This window comes from Rhizobium sp. ZPR4 (assembly GCF_040215725.1).
Taxonomy (GTDB): domain Bacteria; phylum Pseudomonadota; class Alphaproteobacteria; order Rhizobiales; family Rhizobiaceae; genus Rhizobium; species Rhizobium rhizogenes_D.
Window position 1 is genome coordinate 85,810 of the sequence record NZ_CP157967.1, and the last position, 17,915, is coordinate 103,724.

Here is a 17,915-nt window from a genome sequence, read left to right on the forward strand (position 1 = left end):
AAATCCCTCTCCGTTCCGCGGAGGGGGATTTCTTTTCAGGCTGCCGCGAGCGGGGTTGTCTTCAACCGGTCAACTGCTCGGAGACGTCCCACAGCCGCCGCCAGATCGCCTGATCGCGGGCATGAGGGGCAATCTTGGCCCGCACCGGCGGACCTTTGAGTTCATAGAAACCGTTCGGGCCATACATGGCGCCGCCTTCCGCGGTCGGTGCCGTGGCGGCAAAGAGCGTGGGCAGCGCGCCGGCTGCTGCCGATTGTGATGCAAACGGCTCCAGCAGTTTCGTCAGGAGTTCAAGACTGCCCGGCCTGTCGCGGCCCATGCGAGGCCCTGCCGTCTGAAGCCCGGTAACGGCGTAGCCGGGATGGGCGGCAATGCTTTTAAGCTTCCAGCCTTCAGCGCGGGCGATCCGGTCGAGCTCCAGGCTGAAGAGCAGTGTTGCCAGCTTTGATTGGCAATAGGCAGGCCAGGGCCGATAACGCTTGCGCCACTGCAGATCGTCGAAATTGATCCTGCCGCTGCGATGCGCCAGGCTGCTGACCGTGACCACCCGCGGATTTTCGGCTGCAGAAACCTTCGGCAGCAGCCGCATTGTCCAGGCAAAATGGCCGATATAATTGGCGCCCATCTGCATCTCGAAACCATCTTCGGTCTCGTGCCGGTCCGGGATGGCCATGACGCCGGCATTGTTGATGAGCAGATCGATATGCGGCAGCGTATCGGCGATGCGGTTGGCCGTACGGGCGACGGAATCGAGGCTGGCAAGATCGAGCGCCTCGAATGTCACGTCTGCGCGCGGTGTTGCCGCGCGGATCTTGGCGAGTGCTTCGTTGGCCTTGGCCTCGTTACGCGAGGCGATGATAACTTTTGCGCCGGCACCTGCCAGGGCCTTTGCCGCCTCATAGCCGATACCGCTGTTCGCGCCGGTGATGACTGCGATTCGACCTGTCTGCGGCGGAATATCTTTTATTGTCCAGTCTGGCATTGCGGGCTCCTGTGAAGAGATTTTGGCATTGCCCATTGTATCTGGTTATTTCTACACTAAATGCAAGTTTGCAATAAATGAAAATATGTAAGTGCAAAATATGCGATGATGCCTGCATATCAATGACTTTCGACGGTCTAATGGCGGGGCATGCCTTTGAATTGCCACGCTGTTCGGCCCTCATCAAACTTTATCGCCGAAGATTGGATGTACGGAATGACGACAAAGACCTCATGCGCTGATTTCGTGCAGTTCTTTCGCTCCTGGGTGAGCAATCCCATGCGTGTTGCGGCGGTGGCGCCCTCGGGCGAGCGGCTGGCAAGATTGATGACGCAGGAGATCGAACCTTTCGATGGTCCGGTCCTCGAACTTGGACCAGGCACCGGCGTGTTCACGCGGGCGTTGCTCGCGCGTGGTATCCCTGAAAGCGCGCTGACGCTCGTCGAATTCGGCGAAGAGTTTGCCGTCCGCCTGCGCGGGCGTTTCCCCGAGGCGCGAGTGGTGCATATGGATGCGGCCAAGCTCGGGCAATGCGGCCTCTTCGACGATGCGCCGTTCGGCGCCGTCATCAGCGGCTTGCCATTGCTGTCCATGCCGCCCTCCAAGGTTGCGGCCATTGTCGGTGGCGCCTTTGAAACGATGAAGCCGGGAGGGGCTTTCTATCAGTTCACCTACGGCCCGCGCTGTCCGGTGCAGAAGCCGATCCTCGAAAGCCTCGGGCTGCAGGCAAAGCGTATCGGCGGCACGGTGCGCAATATTCCGCCGGCCGGCGTCTACAGGATATCGCGGCAAAATCCTCTGGAGCTCTCGATCACCGGCTCCAAATATCGTAGCACCGGAGAGAATGCTGGAATCAGCGCTTAGGCGCCTGAAGCCGGCAAGGCCGATTTGGGGCGGCCTGATGCGAATGGCTGGCAGGGGTAGCGGATGGCGAAGAGGCCGGATGTCGATAGCGCGGTGAAGGAAGGCCGGCGCGAGCGCAAGCGTCGCCAAACCCGTGAACGCATCGAATCCGCCGCCTTGAGGCTTTTTCTCGAACGCGGATTTGACGCCACCACCATCGAGGATATCACCGAGGCGGCCGATGTTTCCAAGCGCAGCTTCTTCGATTATTTCCCCAGCAAGGAAGAGGTCGTTGCCGCCTGGCAGGATGGTTTTGCCCGCGAGCTGATTGGCGCCGTCGCTGCCCAGCGCGAAGATGCTTCGATTGTCGAAGTTATCGAGTCGGCCGTCAACTCGGCCCTTCGTACTGCCATTGCCGATCCGCAAAGCCTTGCTCTGGCTGCCCTGATCCACAATACGCCGACGCTTCAAGCCCGCGATCAACTGAAATATGCCAAGCTGGAAAAGAAGCTCGCGGACGCGCTGTTTGCCCGTGGTAGCGGCAGCCAGGAAGAGCGTCTCCGCCTTGGCATGCTTGCGGCGGCCGTCGTGACGATGCTGCGCATCGGCGGTGAGCGCTGGACGCAATCTCCGCAGGATGTTTCGCTGGAGCAGTTCGCTCGCACCATGTTCGATGAGCTTTGGGCAGCGCTTGCCGATCTCGGTGCACAGGTACAACAGCGCACATGACCGCGTTAGGCTAGGGGAGCCCGCCTTGATCGGTCGCAATGCATCGCACATCGATGCATTGCATATGCCGTGATGCAGACCCATCTAGTATCGGGTCGCGACTGTATCTCTCCCTCGCGAAACCCACGATTTGCCCTTCAAATCTCGGCTCCTTCCCGGACGCCGGAAACGCCAGATACATTTCAGATCAGCAAAAGGGACTATAACCATGTCAGAATTCGACGCAGCCAAGTCCGGTCAGTTCAAGATCGGCGGTGACCTCCCCGTTCATCGTCTCGGTTTCGGTGCCATGCGCATCACCGGCGCCGGTATCTGGGGTGAGCCAGAGAACCATGACGAAGCCGTCCGCACGCTGAGGCGCCTGCCGGAACTCGGTATCAATTTCATCGATACGGCCGATTCCTATGGCCCCGACATTTCCGAGCGTCTGATCAAGGAGGCGCTTCATCCCTATGGCCACGGTCTCGTCGTGGCGACCAAGGGTGGGCTTACCCGCACAGGCCCGAACGTATGGGTGCCGCTTGGCCGCCCCGAATATCTGATCCAGCAGGCGCACAAGAGCCTGCGTAATCTCGGCGTCGATCGCATCGATCTCTGGCAGCTGCACCGCATCGATTCCAAGGTGCCGGCGGCCGAGCAGTTCGATGCCGTGAAATCGCTGCTCAATGACGGCATCATCCGCCACGCGGGCTTGAGCGAAGTGTCTGTTGCCGACATCGAAGCCGCATCAAAGCATTTCAAGGTGGTGACGGTACAGAATCGCTACAATCTGGTCGATCGCACCAGCGAAGACGTGCTCGACTATTGCGAAAAGCACGGCATCGGCTTCATTCCATGGTTCCCGCTGGCGGCCGGCGATCTCGCCAAGGAAGGCTCGCTGCTCGATACCATCGCGAAGAAGCACAATGCCGCCCCGAGCCAAATTGCACTTGCCTGGGTGCTGAAGCGCAGCCCCGTGATGCTGCCCATCCCCGGAACAGGCAAGGTCAAGCATCTCGAGGAAAACACCGCTGCCGTGAACATCGTCCTCTCCGACGAGGAATTCGCGGCGTTGGATGCCGAAGGCAAGAAGGCTTTCAAGGCCGCCTGAGCCGAAAGTCACCCGGCCGGTGGGGGATTGCCCGCCGGCCGGAGGCCAGCGAGAGCTGCCTCCAATGCAAAAACGACGATCACGATCATGTGAATCTCGGGATTTGGGCAAGAAACGACTGTAAAATAGGCGCTAAAACCCCTGAAAATGCCGGCGCCATGCGATATTTTCGGCATCTATCAAGAAAGCAATGCGCTCAGTGCATTGCTGCATTGCGAAAGCCAGTCTGTTCACGACGCATCCCACGTTATATCTAATCCCTCGAAGGCAGCGCACTCCTCCTCCCAGCGCTCCTTCAATGATTGGCAACACTCCTCCTCCCAGTTGCCAATCCGGATCAAGAGCCCGATGCATCCTCCTCCCGCATCGGGCTCTTTTTTTATCCCACCTTGCTCACTGATTTTTCCGGATCTTTAAAGGCGTTGCGCCTTTGCAATGCCGTCGCGAATTAGCATCGCGTCATAAGCCGAAGAACCCCTGGAGTCGCTTGCGCCGCAGGTATCGATGCGTAGAGTGGCGCGACGTTATGGCGGTAAGGAAGGGTTGCATGATGCAGCGCATGGCGGGTTCGGATCAATGGGGAAAGCTGTTTCTCCGAACTGTGGCCGTCGTTGCGACATTGTCGCTGGCCGCGTGCGGTCGTCCCATCGGGGTCATGCAGCCCGTCAGTGAGAACGTGCCGGGCACATCCAAGGTCGACCTCCTCGTCGCGACGACACGCCTGCCGGACAAGGACCCGGCCATTCTGTTTTCGGGCGAGCGCGGGCCGGGGCTCAAGGTGGATGCCGTCAGCGTCTCCATTCCTCCGGAGGCCAATCGCAAGGTTGGCCAGGTTCAGTGGCCGAGCCGTCTGCCAGGCAATCCGTTGAAGAATTTCGTCACCACCGCCGTCAAGCCTTTGGCGACAGAGGCGGACGGGCGAGCCTGGCTGCATGCGGAACTGCCGAAAAACAAGCGGGTACTGATCTTCGTACACGGTTTCAACAACCGCTATGAGGATGCCGTCTACCGCTTCGCGCAGATCGTTCACGATTCGCATGCCGAGGTCGCGCCGATCGTCTTCACCTGGCCGTCGCGCGCCAGCATTTTCGACTACGCCTATGACAAGGAGAGCACGAACTATTCCCGCGACTCCCTGGAAGAGCTGCTGCGTCGCGTCGCCGCCGATCCGGCTGTCGGCGATATCACCGTCATGGCGCATTCGATGGGCAGTTGGCTCGCAGTCGAATCGCTGCGGCAGATGGCGATCCGCAATGGTCGCGTCGCGCCGAAGATCAACAACGTCATCCTCGCTTCGCCCGATCTCGATGTTGACGTCTTCGGCCGGCAGTTCGCGGCACTCGGCAAGGACAAGCCGCATTTCACGCTGTTCGTCTCGCGGGACGACCGTGCGCTTTCGCTCTCACGCCGCATTTCCGGCAATATCGATCGCCTCGGCCAGATCGACCCCACGGCCGAGCCTTATCGCAGCGAGCTGGAAAAGCAGGGGATCACCGTGCTCGATCTCACCAAGCTCAAGACCGGCGATGGTCTGAACCATGGCAAGTTCGCCGAAAGCCCGGAAGTGGTGAAGCTGATTGGCGCCCGGTTGATTGCCGGTCAGACGATCACGGATTCCGATGTCGGCATCGGCGATGCCGTCGGCGCGGTTGCCATGGGTGCCGCCCAGACGGTCGGCAGTGTGGCGGGTGCCGCCGTCAGCGCCCCGATCGCCATCTTCGATCCCCGCACACGACAGAACTACGGCGAGCAATGGCGCCGTGTCGGCGCATCGGCCAATAATACCGTCGGCTCGCTCGGCGATAGTGTCGAGGCGACCGGCAGCAATGTCGGCGACGCATTGAAACAATAACGCTTTCACGGCATGTTCCTCAGCGGAGGCGTTTCAGGGCTACCGCAAAACGCCATAGCCACGCTGTTCAATCTGATATATCAGAGGAATGGACATGGCGTCGGCTCGGTTTGCCCGCGAGAATAGCCAGATTGGCGGCGCATGACGCAACACGTCAGATGGGAGCCTTTGAAATGAGATGGAAGCGCACGATCCAGTTGCTGGACGTTCATTGCGAAGGGGAAATCGGCAGGGTTGCCATCGGCGGCGTGCCGAAGATCCCGGGTAACAGCATTGCCGAGCAGCTTCATTGGCTGAACACCGATCCGAAGGGCCAGGAGCTGCGCCGCTTCCTCGTGCTGGAGCCGCGCGGTGCACCGATTGGCTCCGTCAATCTTCTGTTGCCGGCTAAGCATCCGGAGGCCGATGCCGGTTTTATCATCCTGCAGCCCGATCAGGCGCACGCAAGCTCGGGCTCTAATTCTATCTGCGTGACCACGGCACTGCTCGAATCCGGTATCGTCGAGATGAAGGAGCCGGAAACGGTCGTCACGCTCGACACGGCCGCCGGCCTCGTCCGCGCCACCGCGACTTGCCGCGACGGCCGCTGCGAGAAGGTGCGGCTGACCATGGTGCCGTCCTTCGTGCATGAGCTGGATGTCGCTCTCGACACCACGCAATGGGGCAAGATCAAGCTCGACCTCAGCTATGGCGGCATCTTCTACGGGCTCGTCGACGTCGGCCAGCTTGGTCTGACCATTGAGAAGGGCAATGCTGCAGCGCTTGTGCAAGCCGGCATGGTCATCAAGGAAGCGATCAATCGGGTGATGACCATTGTGCATCCGGAGATCCCCGCGATCTCAGGCGTTGCCTATGTGATGTTCCGTGATGTGGATGCCGATGGCGCCATCCGCACCTGCACGACCATGTGGCCCGGCCGCGCCGACCGCTCGCCCTGCGGCACCGGCAATTCCGCCAATCTGGCGACGCTGCATGCGCGCGGCAAGGCCAAGGTCGGCGATGTCTTCAAGTCCCGCTCGATCATCGGTTCGGAGTTCGAAGTGGGCCTGCAGGCGGAAACAGAGGTTGCCGGCAAACCGGCCATCATCCCCACCATCACCGGCCGCGGGTTCACCTTCGGCTTGAGCCAGGTGGCGCTCGATCCGTTCGACCCGATGGCGGCGGGCTTTGCCATGACGGATGTTTGGGGACCTTCGGCGGGCGATATTTGAGAGCGGAGTGCGAGCTCCCGCTGCTTTGAGCGTCTTGCCCCTCACCCCAACCTTCTCCCCGCTTGCGGGGAGAAGGTGGCCAGAAGCCGGATAAGGGGCTTTGGGGCAAGCCGTCCTCACTACCCCTTGGGATAGATCACACCCTTGCGCAGAATGATATTGCCATAGAGCCGCGGCTCGCTGGTCTGGATCAGCGCATGCGCGCGCTGCACCCGCTCATAGAATTCCGCCGGCAGCAGCGGCACGACCTTGATGTCGGGCACATGCCGGGCGCAGCATTCGATCATCTCCGCATGAACGGGGTCGACGGCGTCGCGGTCTTGTTTGACGGTCGCCCGGAAAATCGCCTGCGGCACGAAATCGTCGATCGGCAGCACGCTCAGCACGGCATCGAGCACGGGGATGACGCCGTGGCCGTCGAGGCGGATGAGACGGCGCCCATGTTCGAGACCGGGATAATTTCCGTCGACGAGGGCGATCTCGTCGCCATGGCCCATGGCGCGTAAGGTCGCCAAAAGCTCCGGGCTTAACAATGGGTCAATGCCCTTCAGCATGCTCTATCTCCTTGAAGAGGACGTTCTGGTCGATGAGATAGCGCGCGAAGATCGGCAAGCTCGCGCCGCCGATAGCACGGGCCTGCGGCCCTACGGCGCCCTCGATGATTTCGGGCATGACGACGCCCTGAAGATCCAGTTCCGCGGCGGCCTTCATGGTCGCACGCACGACGCGTTCCCGCACCCAGTCCGGGAAGCCGCCATCGATGACGGCGGCACTGAAATCAAGAACGGAGGCGGCGGCGACGATCGCCTGCGCCAGCGCTTTGGCCGTATCCTGGATCCAGATCTCCAGCGGCTCGCCGAAATCGATCCAGTTATCCGCCGAATACCAAAGGGGGCGCGGGTCGAAACCGTGATCCCGCAGAAGATTTTCGAGCACGAAGATCGAGGCGATCTCCAGAAGCTGGCGGTTCTCGCCGTTGCGGCCGCGCACGGGTAGAGGGCCGAGTGCACCGGCCGTCCCCGTTCGGCCAACGAAGACGGACGAATTCAGGACGATGCCGCCGCCGAGGAAGGAGCCGATGAAGAAATAGACGAAATCCGGATAATGCGGGCCGACGCCGAAGACCAGTTCGGCACCGCAGGCGCTGGTGGCGTCGTTCTGCAGGAAGACGGGATAAGTAACGCGCGAGGCGATCTCGGTTCTTAGGTCGAAGCCGCGCCAGACATCCATCGCTCCGGCCGGAGCGCCTACCTGCTCGGCCCAGTTCCAGAGCTCGAAGGGTGCAGCAACGCCCATTCCGGCAATCTTGCGGCGCTGGTCATCATTGAGACGTCCCTCCAGTTCCTTGATGCCGGCCGTGACGAAGGCGATGATGTCCTGCGGCAGCGGGTAGGGGTAGGTCTGATGGAGCTGCATCCTGATGCCGCCGACAAAATCCATCAGCACGAGGTCGGCGCTGCGTCGGCCGATCTTGACGCCGAAGGAGAGCACCGCGTCCGGGTTGAGCCGCATGGGGATGGACGGCTGGCCGACACGGCCGCGCACCGGCGCGTTGCGCGACAGCAGCCCGTCCTTTTCCAGCTCCCGCATGATGACGGACACGGTCTGCGCCGAAAGGCCGCTCCGCCGCGCGATATCGGCTTTCGAGAGCGCGCCATGACGGCGAACGAGCGAAAGCACAAGCCGTTCGTTATGGGCGCGTACGCCGAGCTGGTTCGCACCCCCGGTGGGGTCGAGAATCGCGGGTGTTGTGGGTGTGTCCTCAGGGTCGTGCACGAGAGACATGGGCCTGCTCCTTCCATCATGGCCATGCCTTATTTTCCTCCAGAATGCCACATCGAATTAATAATTCAATCCGATTTATTTATTGACAGCTGGAAATCTTTAGGCTCAGATATGGTGGTAGGAGATGCGGATATGGCCGTGGAGGAGGTCCGCTGGAAATAATCCGACAGGCATGGCGCATCTTCAGCCGGGTTCAGGCCCGGGGCTGCCGGAAGGTCCGGCTTTTCAAACATCGGGAGGATTGAATGAAGAAATCTGTTATTTCCGCAGCGGTCGCCGCTCTGGCGATCGGCGTTGCATTTGCAGCACCTGCCAAGGCCGCCGGCGTATCCGCCTGCCTCATCACCAAGACCGATACCAACCCCTTCTTCGTCAAGATGAAAGAAGGCGCGACCGCCAAGGCCAAGGAACTCGGCGTGACGCTGAAGTCCTATGCCGGCAAGATCGATGGCGACAGTGAAAGCCAGGTTGCTGCGATCGAGAGCTGCATCGCCGATGGCGCGAAGGGTATCCTGATCACCGCATCCGACACCAAGGGCATCGTTCCCTCGGTCAAGAAGGCACGCGATGCCGGCCTGCTGGTGATTGCGCTGGACACGCCGCTTGAGCCGGCTGATTCCGCTGACGCCACCTTCGCGACGGACAATCTGCTCGCCGGCAAGCTCGTAGGGCAGTGGGCTAAGGAAACGCTGGGCGACAAGGCCAAGGATGCCAAGATCGGCTTCCTCGATCTGACGCCGTCGCAGCCTTCGGTCGACGTTCTGCGCGACCAGGGCTTCATGATCGGCTTCGGCATCGACCCGAAGGATCCGAACAAGATCGGTGACGAAACCGATCCGCGCATCGTCGGCCACGACGTCACCAACGGTAACGAAGAGGGCGGCCGCAAGGCCATGGAAAATCTTCTGCAGAAGGATTCCGGCATCAACGTCATCCACACGATCAACGAGCCGGCTGCAACCGGCGCCTATCAGGCTCTGAAGGCCGTCGGTCTCGAAAAGCAGGTGCTGATCGTTTCCATCGACGGCGGTTGCCCCGGTGTCAAGTCGGTCAAGGATGGCACCATCGGCGCAACTGCCCAGCAGTATCCGCTGATGATGGCGGCCCTCGGCGTCGAGGCGATCAAGAAGTTCGCCGATAGCGGCGAGAAGCCGAAGCCGACCGAAGGCAAGACCTTCTTCGACACCGGCGTTTCCCTGGTGACGGACAAGCCGGTTTCCGGCCTGAAGTCCATCGACACCAAGGAAGGCCTCAACAAGTGCTGGGGCTAAGTCCCTCACGAATGTGATATAGTCCCTTCGAGAGCCGCGTCATGCGCCTGCTGGCGCGGCTCTTTTACAGGGAGCAGACAATCGCAACAGTCACGTCGGTCGGGTTCAGATCCTGGCTGGCCCCAACAGCCGGCGGTTTCCGCGCATGTGCGCGGTGGCGGAGGAATAATTATGTCCGGAGCACAGGAATTCGAACGTGTTCTCGACGGCAGCGACAAGAACGTCGCTTCGTTCGAGCGCAACGATGTCTCTCTTTTGAAGCGGGTGCAGCATTTCCTGCATTCGACGCCGGCGGCGGTGCCGCTGATCGTTCTGGTGCTGGCGATCATGATCTTCGGCATCACCATAGGCGGAAAGTTCTTTTCCGCCTATACGCTGACGCTCATCCTGCAGCAGATCGCCATCGTCGGCATTCTCGGCGCGGCCCAGACGCTGGTCATCCTGACCGCCGGTATCGATCTGTCGATCGGCGTCATCATGGTCATCTCTTCGGTCGTCATGGGCAATGTCGCTGTGACATATGGCCTGCCGACGCCGATTGCGGTCGCCGCCGGCATGATCGTGGGTGGCCTCTGTGGACTGCTCAACGGCTTCCTCGTTGCCAATATGAAGCTGCCGCCGTTCATCGTGACGCTCGGCACGTGGAATATCGTCATGGCGACGAACTTCATCTATTCGGCCAATGAAACCATCCGCGACACCGATGTCGACGAAAAGGCGCCGCTTCTGCATCTGTTCGCCGCGAGCTTCCGTGTCGGCGGTGCGGTGCTCACCCTCGGCGTCATTGCCATGGTGCTCCTCGTCATCGGCCTTTGGTATGTTCTCAATCACACAGCCTGGGGCAGGCATGTCTATGCCGTTGGCGACGATCCGGAGGCCGCGAAACTTGCCGGTATCCAGACCAAGAAGGTTCTTCTCGCGGTTTACGGCGTGTCGGGACTGATCGCAGCACTTGCCGCCTGGGTCTCCATCGGCCGCAACGGCTCGGTCTCGCCGTCGTCTGCAGTGACCGATTTCAATCTTCAGGCGATCACCGCAACTGTCATCGGCGGCATCTCGCTCTTCGGTGGGCGCGGCTCGATCCTCGGAACCTTGTTCGGTGCCATGATCGTCGGCGTCGTCTCCATGGGCCTCAACATGCTCGGCGCTGACCCGCAGTGGAAGGTGCTTCTGACCGGCGTTCTCATCATCGGCGCCGTCGCGATCGATCAATGGATCAGAAAGGTATCGGCATGACCACGACCGGCGAACCCCTTCTCACCGCCCGCGGTCTCGTCAAGCGTTATGGCCGCGTGACCGCACTCGACAATGCCGATTTCGACCTCTATCCCGGCGAGATCCTCGCCGTGATCGGCGACAACGGCGCCGGCAAGTCCTCGCTGATCAAGGCGATCTCCGGCGCAGTCACCCCGGATGAGGGCGAGATCAAGCTGGAAGGCAAGCCCGTTCACTTCCGCTCGCCCATGGAGGCGCGCGAAGCCGGCATCGAAACGGTCTACCAGAATCTGGCCCTGTCGCCGGCGCTCTCGATTGCCGACAACATGTTCCTCGGCCGCGAAGTGCGCAGGCCCGGCATTCTCGGCTCGGTCTTCCGCATGCTCGACCGGCCGGCCATGGAAAAGCGCGCCCGCGACAAGCTGACCGAGCTCGGCCTGATGACGATCCAGAACATCAATCAGGCGGTGGAAACGCTCTCCGGCGGCCAGCGTCAGGGTGTTGCCGTCGCCCGTGCTGCCGCCTTCGGCTCCAAGGTCGTCATCATGGACGAACCGACGGCAGCCCTTGGCGTCAAGGAAAGCCGCAAGGTCCTTGAACTCATCCTCGATGTGCGTGCTCGCGGCTTGCCGATCGTCCTGATCTCGCACAATATGCCGCACGTCTTCGAGGTTGCGGACCGTATCCATATCCACCGCCTTGGACGACGCCTGACCGTCATCAATCCCAAGGATTATTCCATGTCCGATGCTGTTGCCTTCATGACCGGCGCCAAGGCTCCGCCGGTTGAGAATGTTGCTGCATGAGCGTCTCTCTTGACGATGTCGCCGGCGAGATCATCGCGCGCGCCGGCAATGCGAAACGCTTCCTGGTTGCGATTGCCGGCCCTCCCGGTGCCGGCAAGTCGACACTGGCCGACAATGTCGCCAAGGCATTAAAGGCGAGGGGCGAGAGCGCCGAAGTCCTGCCGATGGACGGCTTCCACATGGATAATGCCGTCCTGATCGAGAAGGGACTTCTGAAGCGGAAGGGCGTGCCGGAGAGTTTCGACGTGCGCGCCTTCCTCGATATCGTCAAGGCCGTGCGCGCCGCCGATCAGGAGGTGCTGGTTCCGGTCTTCGACCGTTCGCGAGAGATCGCGATCGCCTCTGCCCGCATCGTCTCGGCCGATCATCGCTTCATCGTCATCGAGGGCAATTATCTGCTCTTCAGCCAGGGGAAGTGGGCTGAGCTGGAAGGCATGTTCGACTATTCGATCATGCTTGCTCCGCCCATGGAAGTGCTGGAAGAGCGGCTCTGGGCGCGCTGGAGAGGTTACGATCTCGACGAAGAGGCGGCCGGAGCCAAGGTTTATGGCAACGATTTGCCGAATGGCCGGCTTATCCTGGAGAACCGCCGCCGCGCAGATGTCACCATCGACATCGTGCAGGATTGACCTTGCCTATCATTTAACCGCCGTCGCGGATTGTTTTGCGGGGGCGTATGGTGCTATCGAAGCGCGATATCAAAGAGCACGATCCCTGAAAGGCTGATGCAGCTTTCGGGTAGGACCGCGCTCACATTTCCAGAGGTCGCGCCCATGCAAAAGCTCACCATCCGCCGTCCCGACGACTGGCATCTGCACTTGCGGGATGGTGCCATGCTCGAAGGCGTGATCGGCGATAGCGCCAGACACTTCGCCCGCGCCATCATCATGCCCAATCTTGTGCCGCCGGTCGTAACCACGGCGGATGCGATCGCCTATCGCGAGCGCATCCTGAAGGCATTGCCGGCGGGTGATCGCTTCCAGCCGCTGATGACGCTCTATCTCACCGAGCATACCAATCCCGACGATGTCGAGGAGGGCAAGAAGAGCGGCCTGGTCACCGCCCTCAAGCTTTATCCGGCCGGTGCGACGACCAATTCCCACGGCGGCGTGCGGGATCTCAACAAGGCAATGCCGGTGCTGGAGCGCATGGCGAAGATCGGCCTGCCGCTCTGCGTTCATGGCGAGGTGACGACGCCGGAGGTGGATATTTTCGATCGCGAAGCCGTGTTCATCGAGACCGTGCTCGATCCGCTGCGCCAGCGCCTGCCGGAACTGAAGGTCACGATGGAGCATGTGACCACGTCCGATGGCGTCAATTACATCAAATCGGCAAAGGCCAATCTTGCCGGCTCCATCACGACGCATCACCTTATCATCAATCGCAATGCCATTCTCGTCGGCGGCATTCGCCCGCATTATTACTGCCTTCCGGTCGCAAAGCGCGAAAGCCATCGCCTGGCGCTGCGTGCGGCAGTAACGAGCGGCGACGCCAGGTTCTTCCTCGGCACGGATTCCGCGCCGCATGTCGATCCACTGAAGGAATGCGCCTGCGGCTGTGCCGGCATTTACACGTCGATCAACACGATGAGCTGCCTTGCACATGTCTTCGAGCAGGAAGGTACATTGGACAAGCTTGAGGCTTTTGCATCCCTGAACGGCCCGGCCTGGTATGGCCTGCCGGTCAACGAGGATAGCATCACTTTGGTGCGCCGGGCCGAGGCTGTGACCTTCCCGGCAAAGGTCGAAACCGGTGCCGGTCCGGTCACCGTTTTCGACCCGATGTTCCCCTTGCACTGGGATGTCGAGATTTAATTTCAGTCAAATCTATATAAGTAAAAATAAATATAAACAAGGCTATTTTTGACACTTCATTGGTGTATGCCGCAATTTGGAACGTATATTTTGTTGAAATACATTTTCTTTATTATTTGCCGTAACTAATTTGATACCCCTAGCGGCCTAGCGTGCCGGCAATCCCCTGCGGTAGAAATCAAACCGTTGAAAGAGCATGATGCTGGTCGATTACAACTCGCTTCTTCTGGCCCTCGGCGTTTCCGCGTCATGCCTTGCGGTCACCTTGGTCGGAAGCTGGTTTTCGCGTCGGCCCGATACCTTTCTCCTGACCTGCTCGGCCGGTCTTGTGCCCCTTGTCGGCGGCATCTTCATCTACGGCTCCTATGTCGACACGCCGCGCCCGATTTTTGCGATTCTGACCTTCGTGCTGTTCTTTATCGGCTTCGCGGCCATCTGGGTGGCCGGCTACCAGTTCCGCACGCGTCGCTTTTCCAAAATCCGCTTCGCACTTGGCTGCCTGGTGGGCATAGCAGCATCGGTCGGGCCGATGCTGGCCGGTTATGACGGGTTGGCTTTTATCGGGGATAACCTCGTCATCTGCGTTCTTCTGCTTCTGACCGCGCGCGAATATTGGCTGAGCCGGCGTGAGGCGCCGACGCCGCTTTACGGCATCACCGTGCTTTACACGCTGACGGCCGTTTCTTTCGCGCTCTGCGCGGCCGTATTGATCGCCGATGGCAAGCTGGTGCTCGGTCACGCGCCCAACAATTGGGCGGAGGACTTGAGCCTTGCGATCTGCATTGCCGGAATGACCGGGATCGGAGCGCTGTCGCTTGCCCTGCATCAGTGGCGCCAGGCCGCGTTTCACCGTCAGGAGGCGATCACCGACTCCCTGACCGGGCTGCTCAATCGCCGCGCGCTGTTCGATCTCTATGGTCATCGCTCCTTCGGCCCGTCGATGGCCGTCATCATCTTCGACATCGATCGTTTCAAGACGATCAACGATCAGCATGGCCATGCCGCCGGCGATCTCGTGCTGAAGCTGTTCGGTGAGGAGCTCTCCTTCGGCCTGCGCACGTCCGACACTGTGGCCCGCCTTGGCGGTGAGGAGTTCGCACTCGTTCTCGACAATGCCCTACCGGGTCGGGCCGAGCAGGTGGCCGAGAGAGTGCGCGATGCCTTTGCGGCGCGAGTGGTCAACATCGAAGACAAGTCTCTTTCCTGCACCGTCAGCGCGGGTGTCGCGACCGGCACCGCCAAGGGGCTCGGTTTCGATGACGTGCTTCGCGCCGCCGACAAGGCGCTCTACGAGGCGAAGCGAAACGGCCGCAACCGTGTCGAGGTCGCGGCCTATCTGCGGGCGGTCTAGCCGGTCATCTTCGGCTAGCTGCCCCTATCATTCCAGGCTTTCAGAACAGGGCTTTCACGAAAGCGCAGGCGGCGAGCAGCGAAGCAACGGTGCGCACATGGTTCCACCGCATCCAGTCGCCGAGATAGCTCGACCAAAACTGTGCCGCTTCTGCGGAATGGCCGTCGACCTTGTCGAGCGCATCGTTCAGCGGCACATTGAAGACGATGGTCGAAAGCAGGCTGGCGACAATGTACAGCGCCGCACCCGTCAGCATCATCACGCTGGTGCCGCCCCGCCAGTAAAGAATGGCCATCACGGCGATGAAGATCGAGAGCGTTGCCGTCAGCAGGAACAGCACGATGAAGGGTGAACGCACGATCGTCGTGTTGATCGATTGCATGGCGGCAATGCCCTGATCGACGGGAAGGCGGGCAAAGGCCTGCATGATGAAGGTCGAGAAGGCGAAATAGACGCCGGCGAGAAGGCCGCTGCTGATCGCGGCGACGATGAGGGCGATAGTCGTGATCGGAAAGGTCATGGCTGGACACTCCAGATGCCGGTTGCGGCGGTTTCACGGGCATAGTCGGAAAAGTCTTTGGCGCGTCTGCCGAGGATCTGGCGGACGCCATCCATGACAGGCGAGTTGCGGCCGTCGAGAACCTGCGTGAAGAGCTCATGCAGGAGATCGGTCGTCTCTTGCGGCAGGCCGTAGGCGGTCATCTCGGCGATGAACGCATCGACCGGAACCGTTTCGTATTCGATGGTCCTGCCGGTAGCCGCCGCGATTTCGGAAACCGCCTGGCGAAACGTTAGCGCGCGCGGCCCCGTCAGTTCGTAGGTCCGGTTGCGGTGACGCGGATCGATAAGGCATTCGACGGCCGCGTCGGCAATGTCTTCGGCATCGACGAAGGGCTCCGGAATATCGCCGGCCGGCAGCGCAAGCTTGCCCTGGAGAAGGCCATCCAGGAAAGCGCCTTCACTGAAATTCTGGTTGAACCAGCTGGCGCGCAGCACGGTGTAATCGATGCCGACAGCCTTGAGCCCTTCCTCGCTGCTGACCGCTCCGTCTTCGCCGCGCCCGGAGAGCAGGACGATATGTTTCACACCAGCGTCAGCGGCTGTCTTGGCAAGCACGCCGATGGCCTCCGCCGCCCATTCGACCGAAAGGTCCGGCTGGAAGGTGACATAGGCAGCGGAAGCACCTTCCAGCGCCGGATGCCAGGTGCTGCGGTCCTGCCAGTCGAAGCGGGGTGTCGTCGAGCGCGAGGCGGCGCGAACGGTGATGCCACGCTCCTTCAGCCGCTCGGCGACCCGGCCGCCGGTTTTTCCCAATCCACCGATGATGGCAATTGTCGAGATCTGCATTTCAAGCTCCTCCAGCGCAAAATGTGATAAACTCTCTCATTTGCAAAATGTGATAAACTCTCTTATATTGCTTGTCAACAGTCGCAGGCAGGGAATGACATGACGCAGGAACCGATCGCGAGACGCAGGCGCAGCAGGGACGAGGCGGGTACGCCGCGCCGCATACCGAGCCAGCAGCGTGGCCGTGAGCGCGTCGACCTGATCCTCTCGGTGGCATCAGAGCTGATTGCCAGGAACGGCAGCGATGCGCTGCGCATGGGCGAGATCGTCGAAAAGGCGGGCGTGTCCTTCGGCTCGCTCTATCAATATTTCCCCGACAAGACCGCGATCATCCGCGTGCTGGCCGAGCGCTTCAACGAGCAGGGCCGGCAATGTGTTGAAGACGAGCTGGCGGCGATCAAAAGCCGCAATCAGCTCCAGTCGGCGCTCGGCCGTATCGTCGACGGCTACTACGCCATGTTTCTCGACGAGCCCGTCATGCGCGACATCTGGCACGCCACCCATGCCGACAAGCTGCTGCAGCAGGTCGATGCCGAGGACATGGAGTGGCACTCGCGGGCTTTTCTCACCGTTCTCGAACGCCTGTGGCCGGAGCGCGACCATTCCGAGCTCGCAAGAACAGCGCGATTGACCATGCAGCTGGTTGCCGCTGCCGTCCGCTACGCGATTTCGATCGAACGCGAGGAGGGCGACAAGGTGATCGCGCTGTTCAAGACCATGCTGCCTGCCGACCTCGGGCTTGCCCGCTAGATCGTTCGAAGCCGCCTTTGTTCGCGGCAGCTGCGGCGATACCTGCAAAACCTTTCATACGTCTGGAAACTCGGGCCGCTTGCTGCTATTGCCGCTGGAACATTAGCGCTGCGAAGGAGGCCCCGCATGACCCAGATGATATTCACCGATCGCACTGTCATGGCCGAGCTGATGGCCAGGATGCTTTGGGAGATCAAAGCGGTCCACTTCAACGCCGACAAGCCCTACAAGTTCGCGTCCGGCATGGCGAGCCCGGTCTATATCGATTGCCGCAAGCTGATTTCCTATCCGCGCATCCGCTCGACGGTCATGGATTTCGCTGCCAGCATCATCGTCCGCAATGTCGGCTTCGAGCAGTTCGATTGCGTTGCCGGCGGCGAGACGGCCGGCATCCCCTTCGCCGCCTTCCTGGCCGAGCGCCTGAACCTGCCGATGATCTACGTCCGCAAGCAGCCGAAGGGCCATGGTCGCAACGCCCAGATCGAAGGCGATATGAAGGACGGCGCCCGCGTGCTCGTCATCGAGGATCTGACGACAGCCGGCGGCAGCATGTTCACCTTCATCGACGCGATCCGTGCAGCCGGTGGCATCGTCGATCATGGCATGGCGCTGTTCTACTACGGCATCTTCCCCGAAGCGGTCGAACGCTTCGCCAATCGGAAGGTCAATCTGCATCACATCACGACCTGGCGCGAGGTGCTTGCCGTCGCCAAGGAACAGAAACTGTTCGATGACAAAACGCTCGAGGAAGTTGAGGCTTTTCTCAACGCGCCGCTTGCCTGGTCCGGCTGGAACGGCGGTATTTCGGAGCTGCCCACAAACTGACGCTTTGCTTTTGCACTGAATCTATCTAATCGATTTATAAGACT

At 60.8% G+C, this 17,915-nt stretch carries 18 protein-coding genes; 13 read left to right on the plus strand and 5 right to left on the minus strand.

Annotated features, from left to right (window positions below):
- Positions 1–61: 61 nt before the first annotated feature.
- Complete coding sequence (locus ABOK31_RS00440) at positions 62–982, minus strand: oxidoreductase (RefSeq protein WP_349957355.1); 921 nt, start codon at positions 980–982, stop codon at positions 62–64.
- Positions 983–1,198: 216 nt separating this feature from the next.
- On the opposite strand from ABOK31_RS00440, the gene ABOK31_RS00445 reads away from it, so the two are divergent.
- From ABOK31_RS00445 to ABOK31_RS00465, 5 genes are all read left to right on the plus strand, one after another.
- Positions 1,199–1,846 (plus strand): methyltransferase domain-containing protein, encoded by a 648-nt coding sequence (locus tag ABOK31_RS00445; protein ID WP_349957357.1) that lies wholly within the window; start codon positions 1,199–1,201, stop codon positions 1,844–1,846.
- Between the two features lie 63 nt (positions 1,847–1,909).
- Positions 1,910–2,554, plus strand: a complete 645-nt coding sequence (locus ABOK31_RS00450) for a TetR family transcriptional regulator (protein WP_174175529.1) — start codon at positions 1,910–1,912, stop codon at positions 2,552–2,554.
- 208 nt (positions 2,555–2,762) lie between these two features.
- Positions 2,763–3,644, plus strand: coding sequence for an aldo/keto reductase (locus tag ABOK31_RS00455; RefSeq protein ID WP_174175527.1), 882 nt, complete (start codon positions 2,763–2,765; stop codon positions 3,642–3,644).
- 547 nt (positions 3,645–4,191) lie between these two features.
- Positions 4,192–5,496 carry an alpha/beta hydrolase gene (locus ABOK31_RS00460; RefSeq protein WP_174175525.1) on the plus strand — a complete coding sequence of 435 codons (1,305 nt, stop codon included), beginning with the start codon at positions 4,192–4,194 and terminating at the stop codon, positions 5,494–5,496.
- A gap of 173 nt (positions 5,497–5,669) precedes the next feature.
- Positions 5,670–6,707: a 4-hydroxyproline epimerase gene (locus ABOK31_RS00465; RefSeq protein ID WP_349957359.1), complete on the plus strand. Its 1,038-nt coding sequence runs from the start codon at positions 5,670–5,672 to the stop codon at positions 6,705–6,707.
- 119 nt (positions 6,708–6,826) lie between these two features.
- Here ABOK31_RS00465 and ABOK31_RS00470 read toward each other — a convergent pair whose 3' ends face one another.
- Positions 6,827–7,261 (minus strand): RbsD/FucU family protein, encoded by a 435-nt coding sequence (locus ABOK31_RS00470; protein ID WP_174175521.1) that lies wholly within the window; start codon positions 7,259–7,261, stop codon positions 6,827–6,829.
- Positions 7,245–8,492, minus strand: coding sequence for an ROK family transcriptional regulator (locus ABOK31_RS00475; RefSeq protein ID WP_174175519.1), 1,248 nt, complete (start codon positions 8,490–8,492; stop codon positions 7,245–7,247). The genes ABOK31_RS00470 and ABOK31_RS00475 overlap by 17 nt, the downstream gene beginning before the upstream one ends.
- 245 nt (positions 8,493–8,737) lie before the next feature.
- Here ABOK31_RS00475 and ABOK31_RS00480 point away from each other — a divergent pair, with 245 nt between their 5' ends.
- The 6 genes from ABOK31_RS00480 to ABOK31_RS00505 all read left to right on the plus strand — a co-directional run bounded on the left by ABOK31_RS00480 (position 8,738) and on the right by ABOK31_RS00505 (position 14,949).
- The gene (locus ABOK31_RS00480) at positions 8,738–9,763 is read left to right on the plus strand and encodes a sugar ABC transporter substrate-binding protein (RefSeq protein ID WP_174175517.1); all 1,026 of its coding nucleotides are present in this window, start codon (positions 8,738–8,740) and stop codon (positions 9,761–9,763) included.
- A 171-nt stretch (positions 9,764–9,934) separates the two neighbouring features.
- A complete protein-coding gene (locus ABOK31_RS00485; protein ID WP_349957362.1) occupies positions 9,935–10,999 on the plus strand; it encodes an ABC transporter permease in 1,065 nt (354 codons plus the stop codon).
- Positions 10,975–11,784, plus strand: coding sequence for an ATP-binding cassette domain-containing protein (locus tag ABOK31_RS00490; protein WP_174175513.1), 810 nt, complete (start codon positions 10,975–10,977; stop codon positions 11,782–11,784). Before ABOK31_RS00485 ends, ABOK31_RS00490 begins: the two co-directional genes overlap by 25 nt.
- Positions 11,781–12,413: a nucleoside triphosphate hydrolase gene (locus tag ABOK31_RS00495; RefSeq protein ID WP_174175511.1), complete on the plus strand. Its 633-nt coding sequence runs from the start codon at positions 11,781–11,783 to the stop codon at positions 12,411–12,413. Before ABOK31_RS00490 ends, ABOK31_RS00495 begins: the two co-directional genes overlap by 4 nt.
- A gap of 144 nt (positions 12,414–12,557) precedes the next feature.
- Positions 12,558–13,598 carry a dihydroorotase gene (gene pyrC, locus ABOK31_RS00500; protein ID WP_349957364.1) on the plus strand — a complete coding sequence of 347 codons (1,041 nt, stop codon included), beginning with the start codon at positions 12,558–12,560 and terminating at the stop codon, positions 13,596–13,598.
- A 199-nt stretch (positions 13,599–13,797) separates the two neighbouring features.
- Positions 13,798–14,949 (plus strand): GGDEF domain-containing protein, encoded by a 1,152-nt coding sequence (locus ABOK31_RS00505; protein ID WP_349959043.1) that lies wholly within the window; start codon positions 13,798–13,800, stop codon positions 14,947–14,949.
- 40 nt (positions 14,950–14,989) lie between these two features.
- On the opposite strand, the gene ABOK31_RS00510 is transcribed toward ABOK31_RS00505, so the two are convergent.
- Both ABOK31_RS00510 and ABOK31_RS00515 read right to left on the minus strand, forming a co-directional pair.
- On the minus strand, positions 14,990–15,469 hold the full coding sequence (locus ABOK31_RS00510) for an anthrone oxygenase family protein (RefSeq protein ID WP_349957366.1): 480 nt from the start codon (positions 15,467–15,469) through the stop codon (positions 14,990–14,992).
- Complete coding sequence (locus tag ABOK31_RS00515) at positions 15,466–16,296, minus strand: NmrA family NAD(P)-binding protein (protein WP_349957368.1); 831 nt, start codon at positions 16,294–16,296, stop codon at positions 15,466–15,468. Before ABOK31_RS00515 ends, ABOK31_RS00510 begins: the two co-directional genes overlap by 4 nt.
- 99 nt (positions 16,297–16,395) lie before the next feature.
- On the opposite strand from ABOK31_RS00515, the gene ABOK31_RS00520 reads away from it, so the two are divergent.
- Both ABOK31_RS00520 and ABOK31_RS00525 read left to right on the plus strand, forming a co-directional pair.
- Positions 16,396–17,046, plus strand: a complete 651-nt coding sequence (locus ABOK31_RS00520) for a TetR/AcrR family transcriptional regulator (RefSeq protein ID WP_349957370.1) — start codon at positions 16,396–16,398, stop codon at positions 17,044–17,046.
- Positions 17,047–17,172: 126 nt separating this feature from the next.
- On the plus strand, positions 17,173–17,871 hold the full coding sequence (locus ABOK31_RS00525; RefSeq protein ID WP_174175501.1) for an orotate phosphoribosyltransferase: 699 nt from the start codon (positions 17,173–17,175) through the stop codon (positions 17,869–17,871).
- Positions 17,872–17,915 lie beyond the last annotated feature (44 nt).

Bases quoted from the DNA above. Each gene is read 5' to 3' on its own strand.
- ABOK31_RS00440 (WP_349957355.1), bottom strand. From the start codon at position 982: ATGCCAGACTGGACAATAAAAGATATTCCGCCGCAGACAGGTCGAATC.
- ABOK31_RS00445 (WP_349957357.1), top strand. From the start codon at position 1,199: ATGACGACAAAGACCTCATGCGCTGATTTCGTGCAGTTCTTTCGCTCC.
- ABOK31_RS00450 (WP_174175529.1), top strand. From the start codon at position 1,910: ATGGCGAAGAGGCCGGATGTCGATAGCGCGGTGAAGGAAGGCCGGCGC.
- ABOK31_RS00455 (WP_174175527.1), top strand. From the start codon at position 2,763: ATGTCAGAATTCGACGCAGCCAAGTCCGGTCAGTTCAAGATCGGCGGT.
- ABOK31_RS00460 (WP_174175525.1), top strand. From the start codon at position 4,192: ATGATGCAGCGCATGGCGGGTTCGGATCAATGGGGAAAGCTGTTTCTC.
- ABOK31_RS00465 (WP_349957359.1), top strand. From the start codon at position 5,670: ATGAGATGGAAGCGCACGATCCAGTTGCTGGACGTTCATTGCGAAGGG.
- ABOK31_RS00470 (WP_174175521.1), bottom strand. From the start codon at position 7,261: ATGCTGAAGGGCATTGACCCATTGTTAAGCCCGGAGCTTTTGGCGACC.
- ABOK31_RS00475 (WP_174175519.1), bottom strand. From the start codon at position 8,492: ATGTCTCTCGTGCACGACCCTGAGGACACACCCACAACACCCGCGATT.
- ABOK31_RS00480 (WP_174175517.1), top strand. From the start codon at position 8,738: ATGAAGAAATCTGTTATTTCCGCAGCGGTCGCCGCTCTGGCGATCGGC.
- ABOK31_RS00485 (WP_349957362.1), top strand. From the start codon at position 9,935: ATGTCCGGAGCACAGGAATTCGAACGTGTTCTCGACGGCAGCGACAAG.
- ABOK31_RS00490 (WP_174175513.1), top strand. From the start codon at position 10,975: ATGGATCAGAAAGGTATCGGCATGACCACGACCGGCGAACCCCTTCTC.
- ABOK31_RS00495 (WP_174175511.1), top strand. From the start codon at position 11,781: ATGAGCGTCTCTCTTGACGATGTCGCCGGCGAGATCATCGCGCGCGCC.
- pyrC (WP_349957364.1), top strand. From the start codon at position 12,558: ATGCAAAAGCTCACCATCCGCCGTCCCGACGACTGGCATCTGCACTTG.
- ABOK31_RS00505 (WP_349959043.1), top strand. From the start codon at position 13,798: ATGCTGGTCGATTACAACTCGCTTCTTCTGGCCCTCGGCGTTTCCGCG.
- ABOK31_RS00510 (WP_349957366.1), bottom strand. From the start codon at position 15,469: ATGACCTTTCCGATCACGACTATCGCCCTCATCGTCGCCGCGATCAGC.
- ABOK31_RS00515 (WP_349957368.1), bottom strand. From the start codon at position 16,296: ATGCAGATCTCGACAATTGCCATCATCGGTGGATTGGGAAAAACCGGC.
- ABOK31_RS00520 (WP_349957370.1), top strand. From the start codon at position 16,396: ATGACGCAGGAACCGATCGCGAGACGCAGGCGCAGCAGGGACGAGGCG.
- ABOK31_RS00525 (WP_174175501.1), top strand. From the start codon at position 17,173: ATGACCCAGATGATATTCACCGATCGCACTGTCATGGCCGAGCTGATG.